This is a genomic window from Pseudomonas sp. FA-1 (assembly GCF_056856075.1).
In genome coordinates this window covers 115,234-130,738 of record NZ_JBWXTH010000001.1, presented here as the reverse complement: position 1 = coordinate 130,738, position 15,505 = coordinate 115,234, and the positions used below count along the sequence as shown (strand labels likewise).

The 15,505-nt window shown below is 60.4% G+C and carries 13 protein-coding genes, 2 tRNA genes and 1 pseudogene; 10 read left to right on the top strand and 6 right to left on the bottom strand.

All coding sequences use genetic code 11. The annotated features are described in order from the left end of the window. Positions 1-147 precede the first annotated feature (147 nt). Together AC1MHZ_RS00610 and AC1MHZ_RS00605 are read right to left on the bottom strand one after the other, a co-directional pair. Positions 148-234 (bottom strand) — tRNA-Leu (locus AC1MHZ_RS00610). Positions 235-321: 87 nt separating this feature from the next. Then, positions 322-408, bottom strand: a tRNA-Leu gene (locus AC1MHZ_RS00605). A 270-nt stretch (positions 409-678) separates the two neighbouring features. Between AC1MHZ_RS00605 and rnr the strand changes: the two genes are divergently transcribed. The 7 genes from rnr to dnaB all read left to right on the top strand — a co-directional run bounded on the left by rnr (position 679) and on the right by dnaB (position 7,877). Further along, positions 679-3,252 (top strand): ribonuclease R, encoded by a 2,574-nt coding sequence (gene rnr / locus AC1MHZ_RS00600; protein ID WP_324818257.1) that lies wholly within the window; start codon positions 679-681, stop codon positions 3,250-3,252. Beyond that, a complete protein-coding gene (gene rlmB, locus AC1MHZ_RS00595; RefSeq protein WP_084854201.1) occupies positions 3,249-3,995 on the top strand; it encodes a 23S rRNA (guanosine(2251)-2'-O)-methyltransferase RlmB in 747 nt (248 codons plus the stop codon). Before rnr ends, rlmB begins: the two co-directional genes overlap by 4 nt. Before the next feature lie 291 nt (positions 3,996-4,286). Continuing rightward, positions 4,287-4,712: a 30S ribosomal protein S6 gene (gene rpsF / locus AC1MHZ_RS00590; protein ID WP_084854204.1), complete on the top strand. Its 426-nt coding sequence runs from the start codon at positions 4,287-4,289 to the stop codon at positions 4,710-4,712. A gap of 29 nt (positions 4,713-4,741) precedes the next feature. Further along, positions 4,742-4,972, top strand: a complete 231-nt coding sequence (gene rpsR / locus AC1MHZ_RS00585; RefSeq protein ID WP_009403887.1) for a 30S ribosomal protein S18 — start codon at positions 4,742-4,744, stop codon at positions 4,970-4,972. Positions 4,973-5,005: 33 nt separating this feature from the next. Continuing rightward, complete coding sequence (locus tag AC1MHZ_RS00580; protein WP_084854206.1) at positions 5,006-5,899, top strand: YybS family protein; 894 nt, start codon at positions 5,006-5,008, stop codon at positions 5,897-5,899. Between the two features lie 20 nt (positions 5,900-5,919). Continuing rightward, positions 5,920-6,366: a 50S ribosomal protein L9 gene (rplI, locus tag AC1MHZ_RS00575; RefSeq protein WP_084854208.1), complete on the top strand. Its 447-nt coding sequence runs from the start codon at positions 5,920-5,922 to the stop codon at positions 6,364-6,366. A gap of 113 nt (positions 6,367-6,479) precedes the next feature. After that, on the top strand, positions 6,480-7,877 hold the full coding sequence (gene dnaB / locus AC1MHZ_RS00570) for a replicative DNA helicase (RefSeq protein ID WP_084854211.1): 1,398 nt from the start codon (positions 6,480-6,482) through the stop codon (positions 7,875-7,877). A gap of 180 nt (positions 7,878-8,057) precedes the next feature. Here the strand turns inward: dnaB and AC1MHZ_RS00565 are convergent, their stop codons facing one another. The 3 genes and pseudogenes from AC1MHZ_RS00565 to AC1MHZ_RS00555 all read right to left on the bottom strand — a co-directional run bounded on the left by AC1MHZ_RS00565 (position 8,058) and on the right by AC1MHZ_RS00555 (position 10,990). Further along, positions 8,058-9,683, bottom strand: a complete 1,626-nt coding sequence (locus AC1MHZ_RS00565; RefSeq protein WP_482965924.1) for an ATP-binding cassette domain-containing protein — start codon at positions 9,681-9,683, stop codon at positions 8,058-8,060. A gap of 1 nt (position 9,684) precedes the next feature. Then, positions 9,685-10,839, bottom strand: a pseudogene (locus AC1MHZ_RS00560) (YcaO-like family protein). Positions 10,840-10,891: 52 nt separating this feature from the next. Then, on the bottom strand, positions 10,892-10,990 hold the full coding sequence (locus AC1MHZ_RS00555) for an alginate O-acetyltransferase (protein ID WP_084854218.1): 99 nt from the start codon (positions 10,988-10,990) through the stop codon (positions 10,892-10,894). Positions 10,991-11,377: 387 nt separating this feature from the next. Between AC1MHZ_RS00555 and AC1MHZ_RS00550 the strand changes: the two genes are divergently transcribed. Both AC1MHZ_RS00550 and AC1MHZ_RS00545 read left to right on the top strand, forming a co-directional pair. Beyond that, positions 11,378-11,617 carry a DUF3077 domain-containing protein gene (locus AC1MHZ_RS00550; RefSeq protein ID WP_253249295.1) on the top strand — a complete coding sequence of 80 codons (240 nt, stop codon included), beginning with the start codon at positions 11,378-11,380 and terminating at the stop codon, positions 11,615-11,617. Between the two features lie 61 nt (positions 11,618-11,678). Further along, positions 11,679-13,979 (top strand): YgiQ family radical SAM protein, encoded by a 2,301-nt coding sequence (locus AC1MHZ_RS00545; protein ID WP_084854220.1) that lies wholly within the window; start codon positions 11,679-11,681, stop codon positions 13,977-13,979. 126 nt (positions 13,980-14,105) lie between these two features. On the opposite strand, the gene AC1MHZ_RS00540 is transcribed toward AC1MHZ_RS00545, so the two are convergent. Beyond that, positions 14,106-14,693 carry an LOG family protein gene (locus AC1MHZ_RS00540; protein ID WP_084854222.1) on the bottom strand — a complete coding sequence of 196 codons (588 nt, stop codon included), beginning with the start codon at positions 14,691-14,693 and terminating at the stop codon, positions 14,106-14,108. 348 nt (positions 14,694-15,041) lie between these two features. On the opposite strand from AC1MHZ_RS00540, the gene azu reads away from it, so the two are divergent. Further along, on the top strand, positions 15,042-15,491 hold the full coding sequence (azu, locus tag AC1MHZ_RS00535; protein WP_084854224.1) for an azurin: 450 nt from the start codon (positions 15,042-15,044) through the stop codon (positions 15,489-15,491). The last annotated feature ends 14 nt before the right edge of the window (positions 15,492-15,505 follow it).

Sequence of the window (15,505 nt, the reverse complement as noted above, 5' to 3'; positions counted from 1 at the left end):
TTCACCCGTGGGGCGTGCATGCAGGGTTTACGGCCGCTTCGCGCCCGGTTCGCGGCGCAAAGCCGCTCCTACAGAGAAGGCGTGAAGGCTGGAAGGGTAAAATCGCAGACAAGAAAAAACCCACTAGCAAGCTAGTGGGTTTTTGTATGGTGCCCAGGAGAAGACTCGAACTTCCACGACCGTTAAGTCACTGATACCTGAAACCAGCGCGTCTACCAATTCCGCCACCTGGGCAAAGCTTTGCATCATCTGGTGAGGCGAAAACCGTTCGCTTTCACACAGCAGTAACAGATCCTTGGTCATCTGTTACTTGAAAATCATTGGTGCCCAGGAGAAGACTCGAACTTCCACGGCCGTTAAGCCACTGATACCTGAAACCAGCGCGTCTACCAATTCCGCCACCTGGGCACACATTCGAGATAAAAGATGCTTTACAGCGCCGCTCATCTCTACTACAACTTCGGGGTTGTCCGTCGTTGTGGTGCGCACTATACGGACGCTCCTGAGGGCTGTAAAGCCCCCAGCTCAAAAAAATTTCAAAAAATTCAACTTGTTGATTCCGCAGGCCTATTCCCGCACACCGGACATGCCACTGGGGCTGTCCAAGGCTGACATTTCCGGTTTCAATACGCCTATGCCAGAATTCCTATCTATATACCCCAAGGTGAACCCCTTCTGATGGCCGATTGGCAATCCCTCGATCCCGAGGCCGCTCGCGAAGCGGAAAAATACGAGAATCCCATCCCCAGCCGTGAGCTGATCCTGCAGCGCCTTGCCGACCGTGGCGAGCCCGCCGCCCGCGAAGAGCTGGCCGCAGAGTTCGGCCTGCACGACGAAGACCAGATCGAAGCCCTGCGTCGCCGCCTGCGTGCCATGGAGCGTGACGGCCAGCTGATCTACACCCGGCGCGGCACCTATGCCCCGGTGGACAAGCTGGACCTGATCTGCGGCCGTGTCTCCGGCCACCGCGACGGCTTCGGCTTCCTTATTCCCGACGACGGCAGCGAGGACCTGTTCCTCAGCCCCGCGCAGATGCGCCTGGTGTTCGACGGCGACCGGGGCCTTGCCCGCGTCTCGGGTGTCGACCGCCGTGGCCGCCGCGAGGGCGTGCTGGTGGAAATCATCTCCCGCGCCCACGAGAGCGTGGTCGGCCGCTACTTCGAGGAAGGCGGCATTGGTTACGTGACCCCCGACAACCCGAAGATCCAGCAGGAAGTGCTGGTTACCGCCGGGCGCAATGGCGGGGCCAAGATCGGCCAGTTCGTCGAGATCAAGATCACCCACTGGCCGACGCCGCGCTTCCAGCCCCAGGGCGACGTGGTCGAGGTCATCGGCAACTACATGGCGCCGGGCATGGAGATCGATGTCGCCTTGCGCAGCTACGACATCCCGCATGTCTGGCCTAAAGAGGTGATCAAGGAAGCCCGCAGGTTCCGCTCCGAAGTCGAGGAAAAGGACAAGGAGAAACGTGTCGACCTGCGCCACCTGCCGTTCGTCACCATCGACGGTGAGGACGCCCGCGACTTCGACGATGCGGTCTATTGCGAGCCGCTGGGCAAGCTGCGCCTGTTCTCCGGTGGCTGGCGCCTGTATGTGGCGATCGCCGATGTCTCCAGCTATGTGCGCCTGGGCTCGGCTCTGGACATCGAGGCCCAGCAGCGGGGCAACTCGGTGTACTTCCCCGAGCGCGTCGTGCCCATGCTGCCCGAAGAGCTGTCCAACGGCCTGTGCTCGCTGAACCCGCATGTCGATCGCCTGGCCATGGTCTGTGAAATGACCATCAACAAAGCCGGCCAGATGGTCGACTACCAGTTCTACGAAGGCGTCATCCACTCCCATGCGCGCCTGACCTACAACAAGGTCAGCAGCATGCTCGAGCATGCCCGCACCCGCGAAGGCAAGGCCCTGCGCGAGGAGTACAGCGCCGTCCTGCCGGACCTCAAGCACCTCTATGCGCTGTACAAGGCGCTGGTGGCCGCTCGTCATACCCGTGGCGCCATCGACTTCGAAACCCAGGAAACCCGCATCATCTTCGGCGAAGACCGCAAGATCGATGAGATCCGCCCGACCGTGCGCAACGACGCCCACAAGCTGATCGAGGAATGCATGCTGGCGGCCAACGTGGCCACCGCCGAGTTCCTGCAGAAGCATGGCGTTCCGGCCCTGTACCGCGTGCACGATGGCCCGCCGCCGGAGCGCCTGGAAAAACTGCGCGCCTTCCTGGGCGAGCTCGGCCTGTCGCTGCACAAGGGCAAGGAGCCTTCGCCGAAGGACTACCAGGCCCTGTTGGCGAGCATCGCCGAGCGCCCGGACTTCCACCTGATCCAGACCGTCATGCTGCGCTCGCTGAGCCAGGCGGTGTACAGCGTCGAGAACAACGGCCACTTCGGCCTGAACTACGAGGCCTACACCCACTTCACCTCGCCGATCCGCCGCTACCCGGACCTGCTGGTCCACCGCGCCATCCGCAGCGTCATCCGCTCGAAGGTCGATACCCCACACGTCAAGCGGGCCGGCGCCATGAGCATCCCGAAGGCGCGGATCTACCCGTACGACGAGAACACCCTCGAGCAGATGGGCGAGCAGTGCTCGATGACCGAGCGGCGCGCCGACGAGGCCACCCGTGACGTGGTCAACTGGCTCAAGTGCGAATACATGCGTGACCGCGTTGGCGAGACCTTCCCGGGTGTGATCACCGCCGTGACCGGCTTTGGCCTGTTCGTCGAGCTGACCGACATCTATGTCGAAGGCCTGGTGCATGTCAGCGCCCTGCCAGGCGACTATTACCACTTCGACCCGGTGCATCACCGCCTGTCCGGCGAGCGCAGCGGGCGCAGTTTCCGCCTGGGCGATACGGTCGAGGTCAAGGTCATGCGCGTCGACCTGGAGCAGCGCAAGATCGACTTCGAGATGTCCGAGCAGGCCGTTGCCGCCCCGGTCGGCCGCAAGTCGCGCGGTGCGACCCCGCAGGCCGCTGCCACCGCGGCCGAGCCTGCACCGGAGCCGAAGATTTCGCCCAAGCCGCGTAGCCGCAAGAGCGAGGCGTCCGAGGCCTACTTCCCCAAGGATGCCGTGCAGCGCAACGCCGAGGTGCGCAAGAGCCGCGAAATGAAGAAGGCGCTGATGAGCGAGGCTCGCCACAGCCACGCCAGCGGCAAGTCGGAGAAGGGCGCCAAGGCGTCCGGCAAGCCGACCAAGCACCGCAAGGGGCCGTCGAAGTCCGGCGCGCCACGTAAAGGCAAGAAGTCATGAGCCAGCTGGAAAAAATCTACGGTGTACACGCCGTGCAAGGGCTGCTGCAGCACCATCCCAAGCGGGTCAAGCAGATCTGGCTGTCGGAAGGTCGCAGCGAGCCGCGTATCCAGGCCCTGCTGGCGCTGGCCGCGGAAAACCGTGTGCCGGTCGGCCAGGCTGAGCGCCGTGAGCTGGACGCCTGGGTCGAGGGTGTACACCAGGGTGTGGTCGCCGAGGTCAGCCCCAGCCAGGTCTGGGGCGAGGCCATGCTCGACGAGATGCTCGAGCGTGCCGAGCAGCCGCCGCTGATCCTGGTGCTCGATGGCGTGACCGACCCGCACAACCTCGGCGCCTGCCTGCGTACCGCAGATGCCGCCGGCGCTACCGCGGTGGTCATCCCCAAGGATAAGTCGGCCACCCTGACCGCCGTGGTGCGCAAGGTCGCCTGCGGTGCCGCCGAGGTGATCCCGCTGGTGGCCGTGACCAACCTGGCCCGTACCCTGGAAAAACTCCAGCAACGCGGCCTGTGGATCGTCGGCACTGCCGGCGAGGCCGAGCAGGAGCTGTACCAGCAGGACCTGACCGGGCCGATCGCCATCGTCATGGGGGCCGAAGGCAAGGGTATGCGCCGCCTGACCCGCGAGCACTGCGATTTCCTGGTCAAGCTGCCGATGGCCGGCAGCGTGAGCAGCCTGAACGTGTCGGTGGCCACCGGCGTATGCCTGTTCGAGGCCGTGCGCCAGCGTCAGGGCAAGCGCTGACCCTATCGCGGGACAAGCCCGCTCCCACAGCGTCTGCGTCGGTCTTGCTGGCTGGGGCGAGCCTGTGGGAGCGGGCTTGTCCCGCGATGGGTTGCTCACAGTCCGGAATTGTTTCAGGCTGTTCAAATATTCGCCAATCGCCTTGCTTGTCCGCCCCGCCTTCTCTACAATTGCGCCCCTTGCCAAGCAGGCAGGCGCGCATGTGCCTTCTTTTCAAGGCAAGACATACAGTGTCATTCACTCCTTGTCTGACCAGGGTGCTGGCAGACTACTAACCCGTAAGGAGCATTCATGCGTCATTACGAAATCATCTTCCTGGTTCACCCGGACCAGAGCGAGCAAGTCGGCGGCATGGTTGAGCGTTACACCAAGCTGATCGAAGAAGACGGCGGCAAGATCCACCGCCTGGAAGACTGGGGCCGTCGTCAGCTGGCCTACGCCATCAACAACGTTCACAAGGCTCACTACGTGATGCTGAACGTTGAGTGCACCGGCAAGGCCCTGGCCGAGCTGGAAGACAACTTCCGCTACAACGATGCCGTGATCCGTAACCTGATCATCCGTCGCGACGAAGCCGTCACCGGTCCGTCCGAGATGCTGAAGGCCGAAGAGAACCGCAGCGAGCGCCGTGAGCGTCGCGAGCGTCCTGAAGCTGCTGATGGCGCCGAAGGCGACGACAGCAACGACAGCGACAACAGCGATAACGCTGACGAGTAATCCACGGACCTTTTTGAGGAGCCTATTACATGGCACGTTTCTTCCGTCGTCGTAAATTCTGCCGCTTCACTGCCGAAGACGTGAAAGAGATCGACTACAAAGATCTCAACACCCTGAAAGCTTACGTATCCGAAACCGGCAAAATCGTTCCAAGCCGTATCACCGGTACCAAAGCTCGTTATCAGCGTCAGCTGGCTACCGCTATCAAGCGCGCCCGCTTCCTGGCCCTGCTGCCCTACACCGACAGCCACGGCCGCTGAGACCGGGTCGTCGACAAGTAGCAAGGGATAAGCATGCGAGCGTTGGCTGATTTCATCATGCGCGGTCGTGTGCAGGCCTCCATCGTGGTGGCCGGTTGTGCGGCATTGCCGCTGTTGTTCTGGTTGAGTGCCGCCGCCGGGAGCCTGGTGTTCCTGCGGCGCGGTTTCAAGGACGCTTCCTCGGTCATCGTCTGGGGCATCTTGCCGGCGTTGGCCTGGTGGGTCTTCGGCGAGCCACGCACCTTGATGGTGCTGCTGGGGACGCTGGGGCTGGCTGCGCTGTTGCGCGCCGGGCATTCCTGGAACCGGGTGCTGTTGTCCAGCATCGCCCTGGGCCTGTTGTACGGTGTTGTGCTTGGTTCGGTGTTCCGCGAACCGATCGAAGCTCTGGCGCGAGCGCTTGAAAAAGCCCTGCCGCAGATGCTCGACGGCCTCTACCAGCAGTTATCGGTAGAGGAACAGGCACACCTTGGAAGCCTCATCGTACCGGTGCTCGGCGGCCTGATCGCGGCCCTGTTGCAAGTTGTCAGTGTGCTGGCCCTGATGTTGGGGCGCTACTGGCAAGCCGTGTTGTACAACCCGGGAGGTTTCGGCCGCGAGTTTCAAGCGGTACGGATTCCCCTGGTGCCGATGCTGGTGCTGTTGGCCTGCATGCTGTTCGGCCCGAACCTCGGTTCCGGCCTGGCATTGCTGACGCCGCTGTGCAGCGTACCGCTCATGTTCGCGGGCATTGCCTTGCTGCACGGGTTGGTGGCCCAGAAGCGCCTGGCCAGGTTCTGGCTGGTGGGGTTGTACGTGACGCTGGTGCTGTTCATGCAGCTGACCTATCCGTTGCTCGTGGTCCTGGCCATTGTCGACAGCCTGATTGATTTTCGCGGTCGCAAGTCCCCTCACCAGGGTGACGACTCCGCGAACGGTGAAGGTTAAAAGTTAAGAGGTTTTACCAAATGGAACTGATCCTGCTGGAAAAAGTCGCCAACCTGGGCAACCTGGGCGACAAAGTAAAAGTTAAAGGTGGTTACGGCCGTAACTTCCTGCTGCCTTTCGGCAAGGCTGTCGTTGCCAACGCCGCCAACCTGGCTGCGTTCGAAGAGCGTCGCGCCGAGCTGGAAAAGGCTGCTGCAGACCGTAAAGCTTCGGCTGAAAGCCGTGCTGCCCAACTGGCCGAGCTGGAAGTGACCATCACTGCCACCGCCGGTGACGAAGGCAAGCTGTTCGGTTCGATCGGCACCCACGACATCGCTGACGCCCTGACCGCCTCCGGCGTTGAAGTGGCCAAGGCTGAAGTTCGTCTGCCGAACGGCACCATCCGCCAGGTTGGCGAATACGACGTAGCCGTGCACCTGCACAGCGACGTCGAAGCCACCGTACGCGTGGTCGTCGTAGCTGCCTAAGCTGCACTGGCTGGCTAGCCCTTGATGGGCTCGCCGGTTAACATCGGGCACGGTCCTGTCTTTCACAGGCCGTGCCCTTTGTCTTTTTCATCCTCCAGAATTCTTTCGTGGCCATGAACGAGATCACCACCCCCGAACAGCTCGACCTGCAGACCGCTGCCCTGAAGGTGCCGCCGCATTCCATCGAGGCCGAACAGGCCGTGCTCGGTGGCTTGCTGCTGGACAACAACGCCTGGGAGCGGGTGCTGGATCAGGTGTCGGATGGCGATTTCTACCGGCATGACCACCGCCTGATCTTCCGGGCCGTGCACAAGCTCGCCGACGCCAACCAGCCGTTCGACGTGGTCACCCTGCATGAGCAGCTGGACAAGGAAGGGCTGTCGAGCCAGGTCGGTGGCCTGGCCTACCTGGCCGAGCTGGCCAAGAACACCCCGTCGGTGGCGAACATCAAGGCTTACGCCGCGATCATTCGCGAGCGTGCCACCTTGCGTCAACTGATCAGCATCAGTACCGATATCGCGGACAACGCCTTCAACCCGCAGGGGCGCAGTGCCGAAGAGATCCTCGACGATGCCGAGCGACAGATCTTCCAGATTGCTGAAGCCCGTCCGAAAACCGGCGGGCCGGTAGGGGTCAACGAGCTGTTGACCATGGCGATCGACCGGATCGACACGCTGTTCAACTCCGACAGCGACATCACGGGCGTCTCCACCGGTTTCACCGATCTGGACGAGAAGACCAGCGGCCTGCAGCCCGCCGACCTGATCATCGTCGCGGGCCGTCCATCGATGGGCAAGACCACCTTCGCCATGAACCTGGTGGAAAACGCCGTGCTGCGTACCGACAAAGCGGTGCTGGTGTTTTCCCTCGAGATGCCAGGTGAGTCGCTGGTCATGCGTATGCTGTCGTCCCTGGGCCGTATCGACCAGACCAAGGTGCGTTCCGGCCAACTGGACGACGACGACTGGCCGCGCCTGACCTCGGCAGTCAACCTGCTCAACGACCGCAAGCTGTTCATCGACGATACCGCCGGCATCAGCCCTTCGGAAATGCGCGCGCGTACCCGTCGCCTGGCGCGCGAGCATGGCGAGATCGCCCTGATCATGGTCGACTACCTGCAGCTGATGCAGATCCCGGGCTCTGCCGGTGACAACCGGACCAACGAGATTTCCGAGATCTCTCGCTCGCTCAAGGCCCTGGCCAAGGAATTCAACTGCCCGGTCATCGCCCTGTCGCAGCTCAACCGTTCCCTCGAGCAGCGCCCGAACAAGCGTCCGGTGAACTCCGACCTGCGTGAATCCGGTGCGATCGAGCAGGACGCCGACGTGATCATGTTCGTCTACCGGGACGAGGTGTATCACCCTGAGACTGAGCACAAGGGCGTAGCGGAAATCATCATCGGTAAACAGCGTAACGGCCCCATCGGTTTCGTTCGCCTGGCATTCATCGGCAAGTACACCCGCTTCGAGAACCTTGCGCCGGGTATGTACAACTTTGATGATGACGAATAACAGCCGCTGGCCGTGACCGGTTCTCTGTAGGAGAGGGCAAGCCTGCGAAGCAGGCGCCGCGGTGGATGGCACGGGCTTCGCCCGTGTTCGTGGGCAAGCCCGCTCCTACAGAGATCGCACCAGCACCTACATTTTGAGAAAGACAGTCACTTCTCCATGAGATGCGTCCACCTTAAGCATTCAGGTGGTCGCTGATCCCACTTGCACTTGGCTGATGATCCGTCCCTCGCTCATGCTGATAACCCGGTCAAACCGCGACAGCGCACTCTTATCATGTGTCACACAAATCAGTCCTCTCCCTTGGAATGCTTCGAACAACAGGTCCCAGGTGTGCTCAGCGGATCCGGCATCGAGCCCGGCTGTGGGTTCGTCAAAGAAATTGAATTCCCCGGGCTGATTAAGAATGCGTAGCAGCGTCAGCCTGCGTGCTTCGCCGCCCGAAATCGATTCTGCGCGTGCATCCAGATCAAGTTCGTACCAGTCTTTGCCCAGGCCCAGTCGTTCAAGCAGTCGTTCGATTTGAGCGCGATCATGAGCATGCTCGAACAGCACTGCGCGGGGCAGGGGGCCGGGTATGAAGTGCGCATCCTGAGGGCAGAGTCGTAAACGACTGAACTGTTCACTAGCGTCGAGCGAAGCCAGGCACCTGCCGTGCAAGTGAACATGCTTGCGCAACTGGAATACCGTTCCTGCCAGCGCATGCAGAAGTGTCGATTTACCACAACCGCTGGGCCCGATCAGCGCGACCCGTTCTCCCTTGTGCAGTACCAAGGGTTCTTCTATTTGCAGTTGCACACTGTTCCGAGCGTTCATCAGGCACGGGGAGATGCTCAGCCCTGCGTCATTGTTGTAGGACTTCGACTCAGTAGTGCATGACGGGCCGAACGAGGGGAGCTGGAGCCAGTGCTCAAGTTTGCGTTTGTCTAGCCGGAATTGGTCTAACAATCGCCAGGCCTCAGCCAGTTGCGCAACCCCTGCCAGCAATCCACTCACCAAGGTGAAGAGGGCAACCAGCTCGCCCAGGCTCAACTGCGGTGTTGACTGAACCTGATCATGGATGCCCCACATGAGCAAACCGCCACTGCCCAGGCCTATGAACAGGGTGCGCAGACCCTGAATCCAACCCCCACTGTGAGCTACCCGCACTGCTGAGTCGGCATAGAGCGAAAGTGTCTGGTTGACCGGGAGCATCGCTGCATCCTCGGCTTTTTCCAGCTTGACCGTTGCCGCGCTGGCGAAAGTATCAACCCATTGTTCCGCCAGTTCATCCTCGCGCCCGTTCACTGCCTCGATATGTGGCCGGCGCCAGCGTACCAAGCGATCGTTGGCCCACAGGTATGCCAGGCTTAACGGGATGAGGCCGATCAATACCGAAGTAGCCCCCAGGTATGCGAAGAGCGTTATCAGCACTGCGGCTTCGGCCAGCACCGGCCATGCCGAGCCAATCAGAAAGCCTAACCACCGTTCCTGTGCAGTAATGCCCCTATCCAGCACCTTTACCAGTGCTCCGCCATGGAGTTGTCCATATGCCTCGAAGCGTTTGTCCAGCAATGCTCGGCACCAACGGATGGACAGTTGCTTCACGCGTTCCTGGCAGAGCCGCGCCAGACACCAGGCTTGCAAAGGGGTCATTGAGGCTTGCAATGCTACAAGGCATATGAAGGCTCCGAGCAGAAACTGGGAAGACGCGGCTGAGGTGGCCAGGTTGTCAATGATATCCGCCAGGACTAGGGCAGGTACGACGGTCGCGATTTTCAGGATCAGTGTCGCGCTTAGGGCGGCGAGGATTCCTCGATAGATATGCATGTCATTGCCTTTTGCCTTTGAGTGCACTCTGTGGTGCGACTGGAATACCTGATCTGATCAGGTGGAAGCGTTCCAGTCCGGGTATGAACACCTGAACAACCGTAGCGAGATTCGGGTGCTCATAAAGTGTGCGATAGAATGCGGCCTTATTTTGATTTTCCAGGTTGATCAGTGTTCGCTTGACTTGTCCGCGCACGCTGAGTTCGGTACGCGGAGGGTGAAAAGTGGGTACAGCATATGTGGGGCATGGGTGGAGAAGTGCCGAAAGGCGGGTTGAATGAGCAAGCATTTTTTCAGAAGAGAGATCTTCTTGTTTTTCTTTGGGCCCAGAAAGCTGCTCGCACTGAATCTGCTCCGTTACGGCTCGGTACATTGCAATGGAGGGATTGATGGAACTACCGGAACCTATTCTGCTGATTGAGCCTTATTTTTTGTTTTGAGAAACAGCAATGCAAAATGGAACTTCGTAGAAGTCGTGTGTCAAGTATATTTCTAGCTTCTTTGCCCGGCGGAGAAGCTCGGTATCATGGGCGAATGTTTCCTCCAGAAAAGAATTCGAGGGCTGGTAAAGTTTGGGTGGGGAAGTCAGGCCGCAGAGTGATAGGTAGTACATAGAGAGGGCGTGGCGTTCGATCGCTTCATTGATGGCGTGGAGCAGAGCCTCGTTCTCCGTACAGCCAAGTGCTGTACCTGAGTTGGTCGCATATTTCGAAAGAAAGCCCGCTGCAGTTTTTTCGATCTCATCAATGTTTCTGGAGGAAGGGGCTATCAATATTGCGGGAATGGCTATTTCGTCGTAGCTATTCAACGCCTGAAGACTGAAATAAGGTATTCGGCAGTCAGGTGGTATAGATTTAAGGAGCCAATCGTCAAATGGGGCTATCGATTGCAAGATTTCGTCGCTTTCGATGAGTGGTGGAGTGCTCTTATCGACGAAGTAATGTTCTAGGCTCTCGGCCAGGGCGCCTAGCTCGCAATGCTCCCCTTTTCCTGCTCCGCAAGAGACTTCATTGTAGGCGCTGTCGTATAAGTGGCATGTGGCGACCAAGCTATTGTTTTTTGATAGTTTTGTTTTCGAATGGAACCCTAGGTGATGATGCAATCTTTTTAAACGGTTGTAGGCTTCTTCTGTGTTTAGCTCGCGTTCGGTAATCATCTCTTGCTCCTTGGTAGAGCCAGAAGGGGCTAAGCCCCTTCTGGTTTGTTACTTACAGCAGGTTGAGGAACTCAACCTCGGCCTCGGTGAATGTGTAGTTCATCACGCGAGGGATCTGCAGAGTGTTGATTTCAGAACGACGACGTCCCATAGCTAGTGCTCCTATAGAGTTGATTTGAGTGCGCCTTTCAGCGCGTCACAGTTGTATCACTTGTTTTTTTCTTGGTTCAAGATCTGCTCGGGATTTGTTGGGGGGAATTATCGTAGGATCTTTTACTGGTGCTTGAAGTTAGATTCCTACAATTTTTCAATGGATAAAGAAAATTCACTAATAATTAGCCCGTTAGCATTTTCTGAGGGTTGGAGAGGCTAAACATTTAGTAAAGATCTGAAGGGATTGCGATCGCTCAGCAGGGGGGCGGCGCGGTAATCGTCGGCCTAAGCAGGCTCAGGTTTTCCTGTGGGTAATCTTCCTGGCTCCTGAGGCCTGCCTGGATCTGATAGGCGCAACAGTCGAGAACTTCCAGGGGATTGAACAATGACAACAGAAGACACCCAGTTCACTGTCGGCGAGACCACCTTCTATCAGGGCGAGAATGGCACCCACCCGCTGTTCCGCATCGAACCGGGCGTCCCATGCAGGGACGCCCGTGAGCAGTCGTCGGAGTTGATGGGCTATGTCCGCTGCGCACCACTGCAAACCCAAAGCCAGGCACTTGGCGACCCACCCCCAACCGTCGCTCACCCCACCAATCCCCACGAAGACAGTCGGATTTGATCAAAATTTGTGCTATATTCCGCGCCCGCGATTTCCCTGCACACCCATACCGGTCATTGACATGCAAGCAGCCAAGCCACTCTACGACTATCCCAAGTACTGGGCCGAATGCTTCGGGCCAGCGCCTTTCCTGCCGATGAGCAGGGAGGAGATGGATCTGCTCGGCTGGGATTCCTGCGACATCATCATCGTGACCGGTGATGCGTACGTCGACCATCCGTCGTTCGGCATGGCCATCATCGGCCGCCTGCTGGAGGCCCAGGGCTTTCGCGTAGGCATCATCGCCCAGCCGAACTGGCAGTCGAAGGACGACTTCATGAAGCTCGGCGAGCCGAACCTGTTCTTCGGTGTCGCGGCCGGCAACATGGATTCGATGATCAACCGCTACACCGCAGACAAGAAGATCCGTTCCGACGATGCCTACACGCCCGGCGGCATGGCTGGCAAGCGTCCGGATCGCGCCAGCCTGGTCTACAGCCAGCGCTGCAAGGAAGCCTACAAGCACGTGCCGATCGTGCTCGGCGGCATCGAGGCCTCCTTGCGCCGTATCGCGCACTACGACTACTGGCAGGACAAGGTCCGCCACTCGATCCTGATCGACGCCAGCGCCGATATTCTGCTGTTCGGCAACGCCGAGCGTGCGGTGGTCGAGGTGGCCCAGCGCCTGGCAAGCGGCGAGAAGATCGAGACTATCACCGATGTACGCGGTACCGCGTTCGTGCGCCGTGACACGCCCGAGGGCTGGTACGAGATCGACTCGACCCGCATCGACCGCCCCGGCCGGGTCGACAAGATCATCAACCCGTACGTGAACACCCAGGACACCCAGGCCTGCGCCATCGAGCAGGCCAAGGGCGAGGTCGAGGACCCGAACGAAGCCAAGGTGGTGCAGATCCTCGACAGCCCGCGCATGACCCGGGAAAAGTCGGTGATCCGCCTGCCGTCGTTCGAGAAGGTGCGTAACGACCCGGTGCTCTATGCCCACGCCAACCGGGTGCTGCACCTGGAGACCAACCCGGGCAATGCCCGCGCCCTGGTGCAGAAGCATGGCGAGGTGGATGTGTGGTTCAACCCGCCACCCATCCCGATGAGCACCGAAGAGATGGACTACGTGTTCGGCATGCCCTACGCGCGCGTGCCGCACCCGGCCTACGGCAAGGAGCGTATCCCGGCCTACGAGATGATCCGTTTCTCGGTGAACATCATGCGTGGCTGCTTCGGCGGCTGCACGTTCTGCTCGATCACCGAGCACGAAGGAAGGATCATCCAGAACCGCTCGCATGAGTCGATCCTGCACGAGATCGAGGAGATGCGCGACAAGGTACCGGGCTTCACCGGCGTGGTTTCCGACCTGGGCGGCCCGACCGCCAACATGTACCGCATCGCCTGCAAGAGCCACGACATCGAGAAGCACTGCCGCAAGCCGTCGTGCGTGTTCCCGGGTATCTGCGAGAACCTCAACACCGACCACAGTTCGTTGATCGAGCTGTACCGCAAGGCCCGCGCTTTGCCGGGGGTGAAGAAGATCCTGATCGCGTCGGGCCTGCGCTACGATCTGGCGGTGGAATCGCCGGAATACGTCAAGGAGCTGGTGACCCACCACGTGGGTGGCTACCTGAAGATCGCCCCGGAGCACACCGAGCGTGGCCCGTTGGACAAGATGATGAAGCCGGGCATCGGTACCTATGACCGCTTCAAGCGCATGTTCGAGAAGTTCTCCAAGGAGGCGGGCAAGGAGCAGTACCTGATCCCGTACTTCATCGCCGCGCACCCCGGCACCACCGACGAGGACATGATGAACCTTGCCCTGTGGCTCAAGGGCAACGGCTTCCGCGCCGACCAAGTGCAGGCGTTCTACCCTTCGCCCATGGCCTCGGCCACGGCCATGTACCACTCGGGCAAGAACCCGCTGCGCAAGGTCACCTACAAGAGCGAAGGGGTGGAGATCGTCAAGAGCGAGGAGCAGCGCCGCCTGCACAAGGCATTCCTGCGCTACCACGACCCCAAGGGTTGGCCGATGCTACGTGAGGCCCTGCAGCGCATGGGCCGTGCCGACCTGATTGGGCCGGGCAAGCACCAGCTGATCCCGCTGCACCAGCCGCAGACCGACAGCTACCAGAGTGCCCGGCGCAAGAACTCGACCCCGGCCGGCAGCCACAAGGTGGGCAAGGACCAGAAGATCCTCACCCAGCACACTGGCCTGCCGCCGCGCGCCAGCGATGGCAGCAAGCCGTGGGACAAGCGCGAGAAGGCCAAGGCCGAGGCGTTCGCCCGCAACCAGCAGGCGGCCAAGGAGCGCAAGGAAGCGGCCAAGGGCGGCAAGGGCAAGAGGAAGCCGCGTCAGCCGGTCATTCCGCGCTGACTGATCCCTTGGGGCTGCTTTGCAGCCCATCGCGGCACAAGGCCGTTCCTACGGGCGAGCCCATACCCCTGTAGGAGCGGCCTTGTGCCGCGAAAGGACCGCAAAGCGGTCCCGAAGGTCCCAGCTTCAGTCAGGCGTCTTGTCGACCCACTTGGGCAGCACCGGCGCCACGAATTCACCCATCGCATCCAGAAGTTCGTCGGGCTGCCTGCCCAGCAACAGCATCGCCCGGTGCTGGGGCCGTACGAAACCTTCCTCGACAATGTGGTCGAGGAACCCGCCAAGCTTCTCGTAGAACCCATTCACATCCAGCAAGCCCAGCGGCTTGGCGTGGTAGCCCAACTGGCCCCAGGTCCAGACTTCGAACAGCTCCTCGAGCGTCCCCAGGCCACCGGGCAGGGCGATGAAGGCATCGCTCAGCTCGGCCATACGCGCCTTGCGGGCATGCATGCCATCGACTACTTCCAGGCGTGGCAGGCCCTTGTGGCCGATTTCCGCGTCGATCAGGCTCTGCGGCATGACGCCGATGACGTCACCACCCGCGGCCATGGCCGCATCGGCGACCGCGCCCATCAGGCCGACCGCGCTGCCGCCGTACACCAGCGTCAGGCCGCGCTTGGCGATGGCCTGGCCGAGCGCCACGGCCGCTTCCCGATAGGCTGGGTTGGCGCCGGTGCTGGCGCCACAAAAGACACAAACGGAACGTACAGGCATTGCTTATCTCCAATCACATGCGCTGACAGGGTAAGGCGCATGCCCGCCGCTTCCAAGGCCGGATTCACTCCGGGCGGGAGAACTCGCACAGCGCGCCGGTGGCCCCGTGGGCATAGGCGGCGAGCAGGCTGTTCATGAAGGTCGAGAGAAACATTGTCATGGCTCCTGTAATGAGAGGTTGTCCCATCGTCCTTCAAGAGGGCATGATGTGCACTTAGATTGGTTGTATACAATCCATTGAACAAATCTACTGGCTGGCCCCTCGATCCTCCTTGACCCATATCAGCGAGGAGGAAACAGGTTTCAGGCAGTCTCGCAATTGATAAAACCCTGCCAAGGAGATTCACGATGTTTGCGAAAGCTGTAGCGGTATCCCTGCTGACCCTCGCCAGCGCCTCTGTCTTCGCAGCCGAGTGCTCGGTGACTGTCGACTCCACCGACCAGATGTCCTACACCACCAAGGAATTCACCGTAGACAAGAGCTGCAAGGAATTCACCGTCAAGCTGACCCACAGCGGCAGCCTGCCGAAGAACGTCATGGGCCACAACCTGGTGATCAGCAAGACTGCCGATATGCAGGCCATCGCTACCGAAGGCATGTCCCAGGGCCTGGACAAGGACTACCTGAAGGCTGACAACGCCAACATCATCGCCCACACCAAGATGATCGGCGCGCCGGAGAAGGAAACCGAGGTGAAGTTCGACACGTCGAAGCTGGAAGCCGGCGGTGACTACAGCTTCTTCTGCACCTTCCCGGGCCACATCTCGATGATGAAGGGCAAGGTCATCGTCAAGTAAGAGGTTAGGGGAGG

Excerpts from the sequence above, each read along its gene's own strand:
- rnr (WP_324818257.1), top strand. The coding sequence starts at position 679 with ATGGCCGATTGGCAATCCCTCGATCCCGAGGCCGCTCGCGAAGCGGAA.
- rlmB (WP_084854201.1), top strand. The coding sequence starts at position 3,249 with ATGAGCCAGCTGGAAAAAATCTACGGTGTACACGCCGTGCAAGGGCTG.
- rpsF (WP_084854204.1), top strand. The coding sequence starts at position 4,287 with ATGCGTCATTACGAAATCATCTTCCTGGTTCACCCGGACCAGAGCGAG.
- rpsR (WP_009403887.1), top strand. The coding sequence starts at position 4,742 with ATGGCACGTTTCTTCCGTCGTCGTAAATTCTGCCGCTTCACTGCCGAA.
- AC1MHZ_RS00580 (WP_084854206.1), top strand. The coding sequence starts at position 5,006 with ATGCGAGCGTTGGCTGATTTCATCATGCGCGGTCGTGTGCAGGCCTCC.
- rplI (WP_084854208.1), top strand. The coding sequence starts at position 5,920 with ATGGAACTGATCCTGCTGGAAAAAGTCGCCAACCTGGGCAACCTGGGC.
- dnaB (WP_084854211.1), top strand. The coding sequence starts at position 6,480 with ATGAACGAGATCACCACCCCCGAACAGCTCGACCTGCAGACCGCTGCC.
- AC1MHZ_RS00565 (WP_482965924.1), bottom strand. The coding sequence starts at position 9,683 with ATGCATATCTATCGAGGAATCCTCGCCGCCCTAAGCGCGACACTGATC.
- AC1MHZ_RS00555 (WP_084854218.1), bottom strand. The coding sequence starts at position 10,990 with ATGGGACGTCGTCGTTCTGAAATCAACACTCTGCAGATCCCTCGCGTG.
- AC1MHZ_RS00550 (WP_253249295.1), top strand. The coding sequence starts at position 11,378 with ATGACAACAGAAGACACCCAGTTCACTGTCGGCGAGACCACCTTCTAT.
- AC1MHZ_RS00545 (WP_084854220.1), top strand. The coding sequence starts at position 11,679 with ATGCAAGCAGCCAAGCCACTCTACGACTATCCCAAGTACTGGGCCGAA.
- AC1MHZ_RS00540 (WP_084854222.1), bottom strand. The coding sequence starts at position 14,693 with ATGCCTGTACGTTCCGTTTGTGTCTTTTGTGGCGCCAGCACCGGCGCC.
- azu (WP_084854224.1), top strand. The coding sequence starts at position 15,042 with ATGTTTGCGAAAGCTGTAGCGGTATCCCTGCTGACCCTCGCCAGCGCC.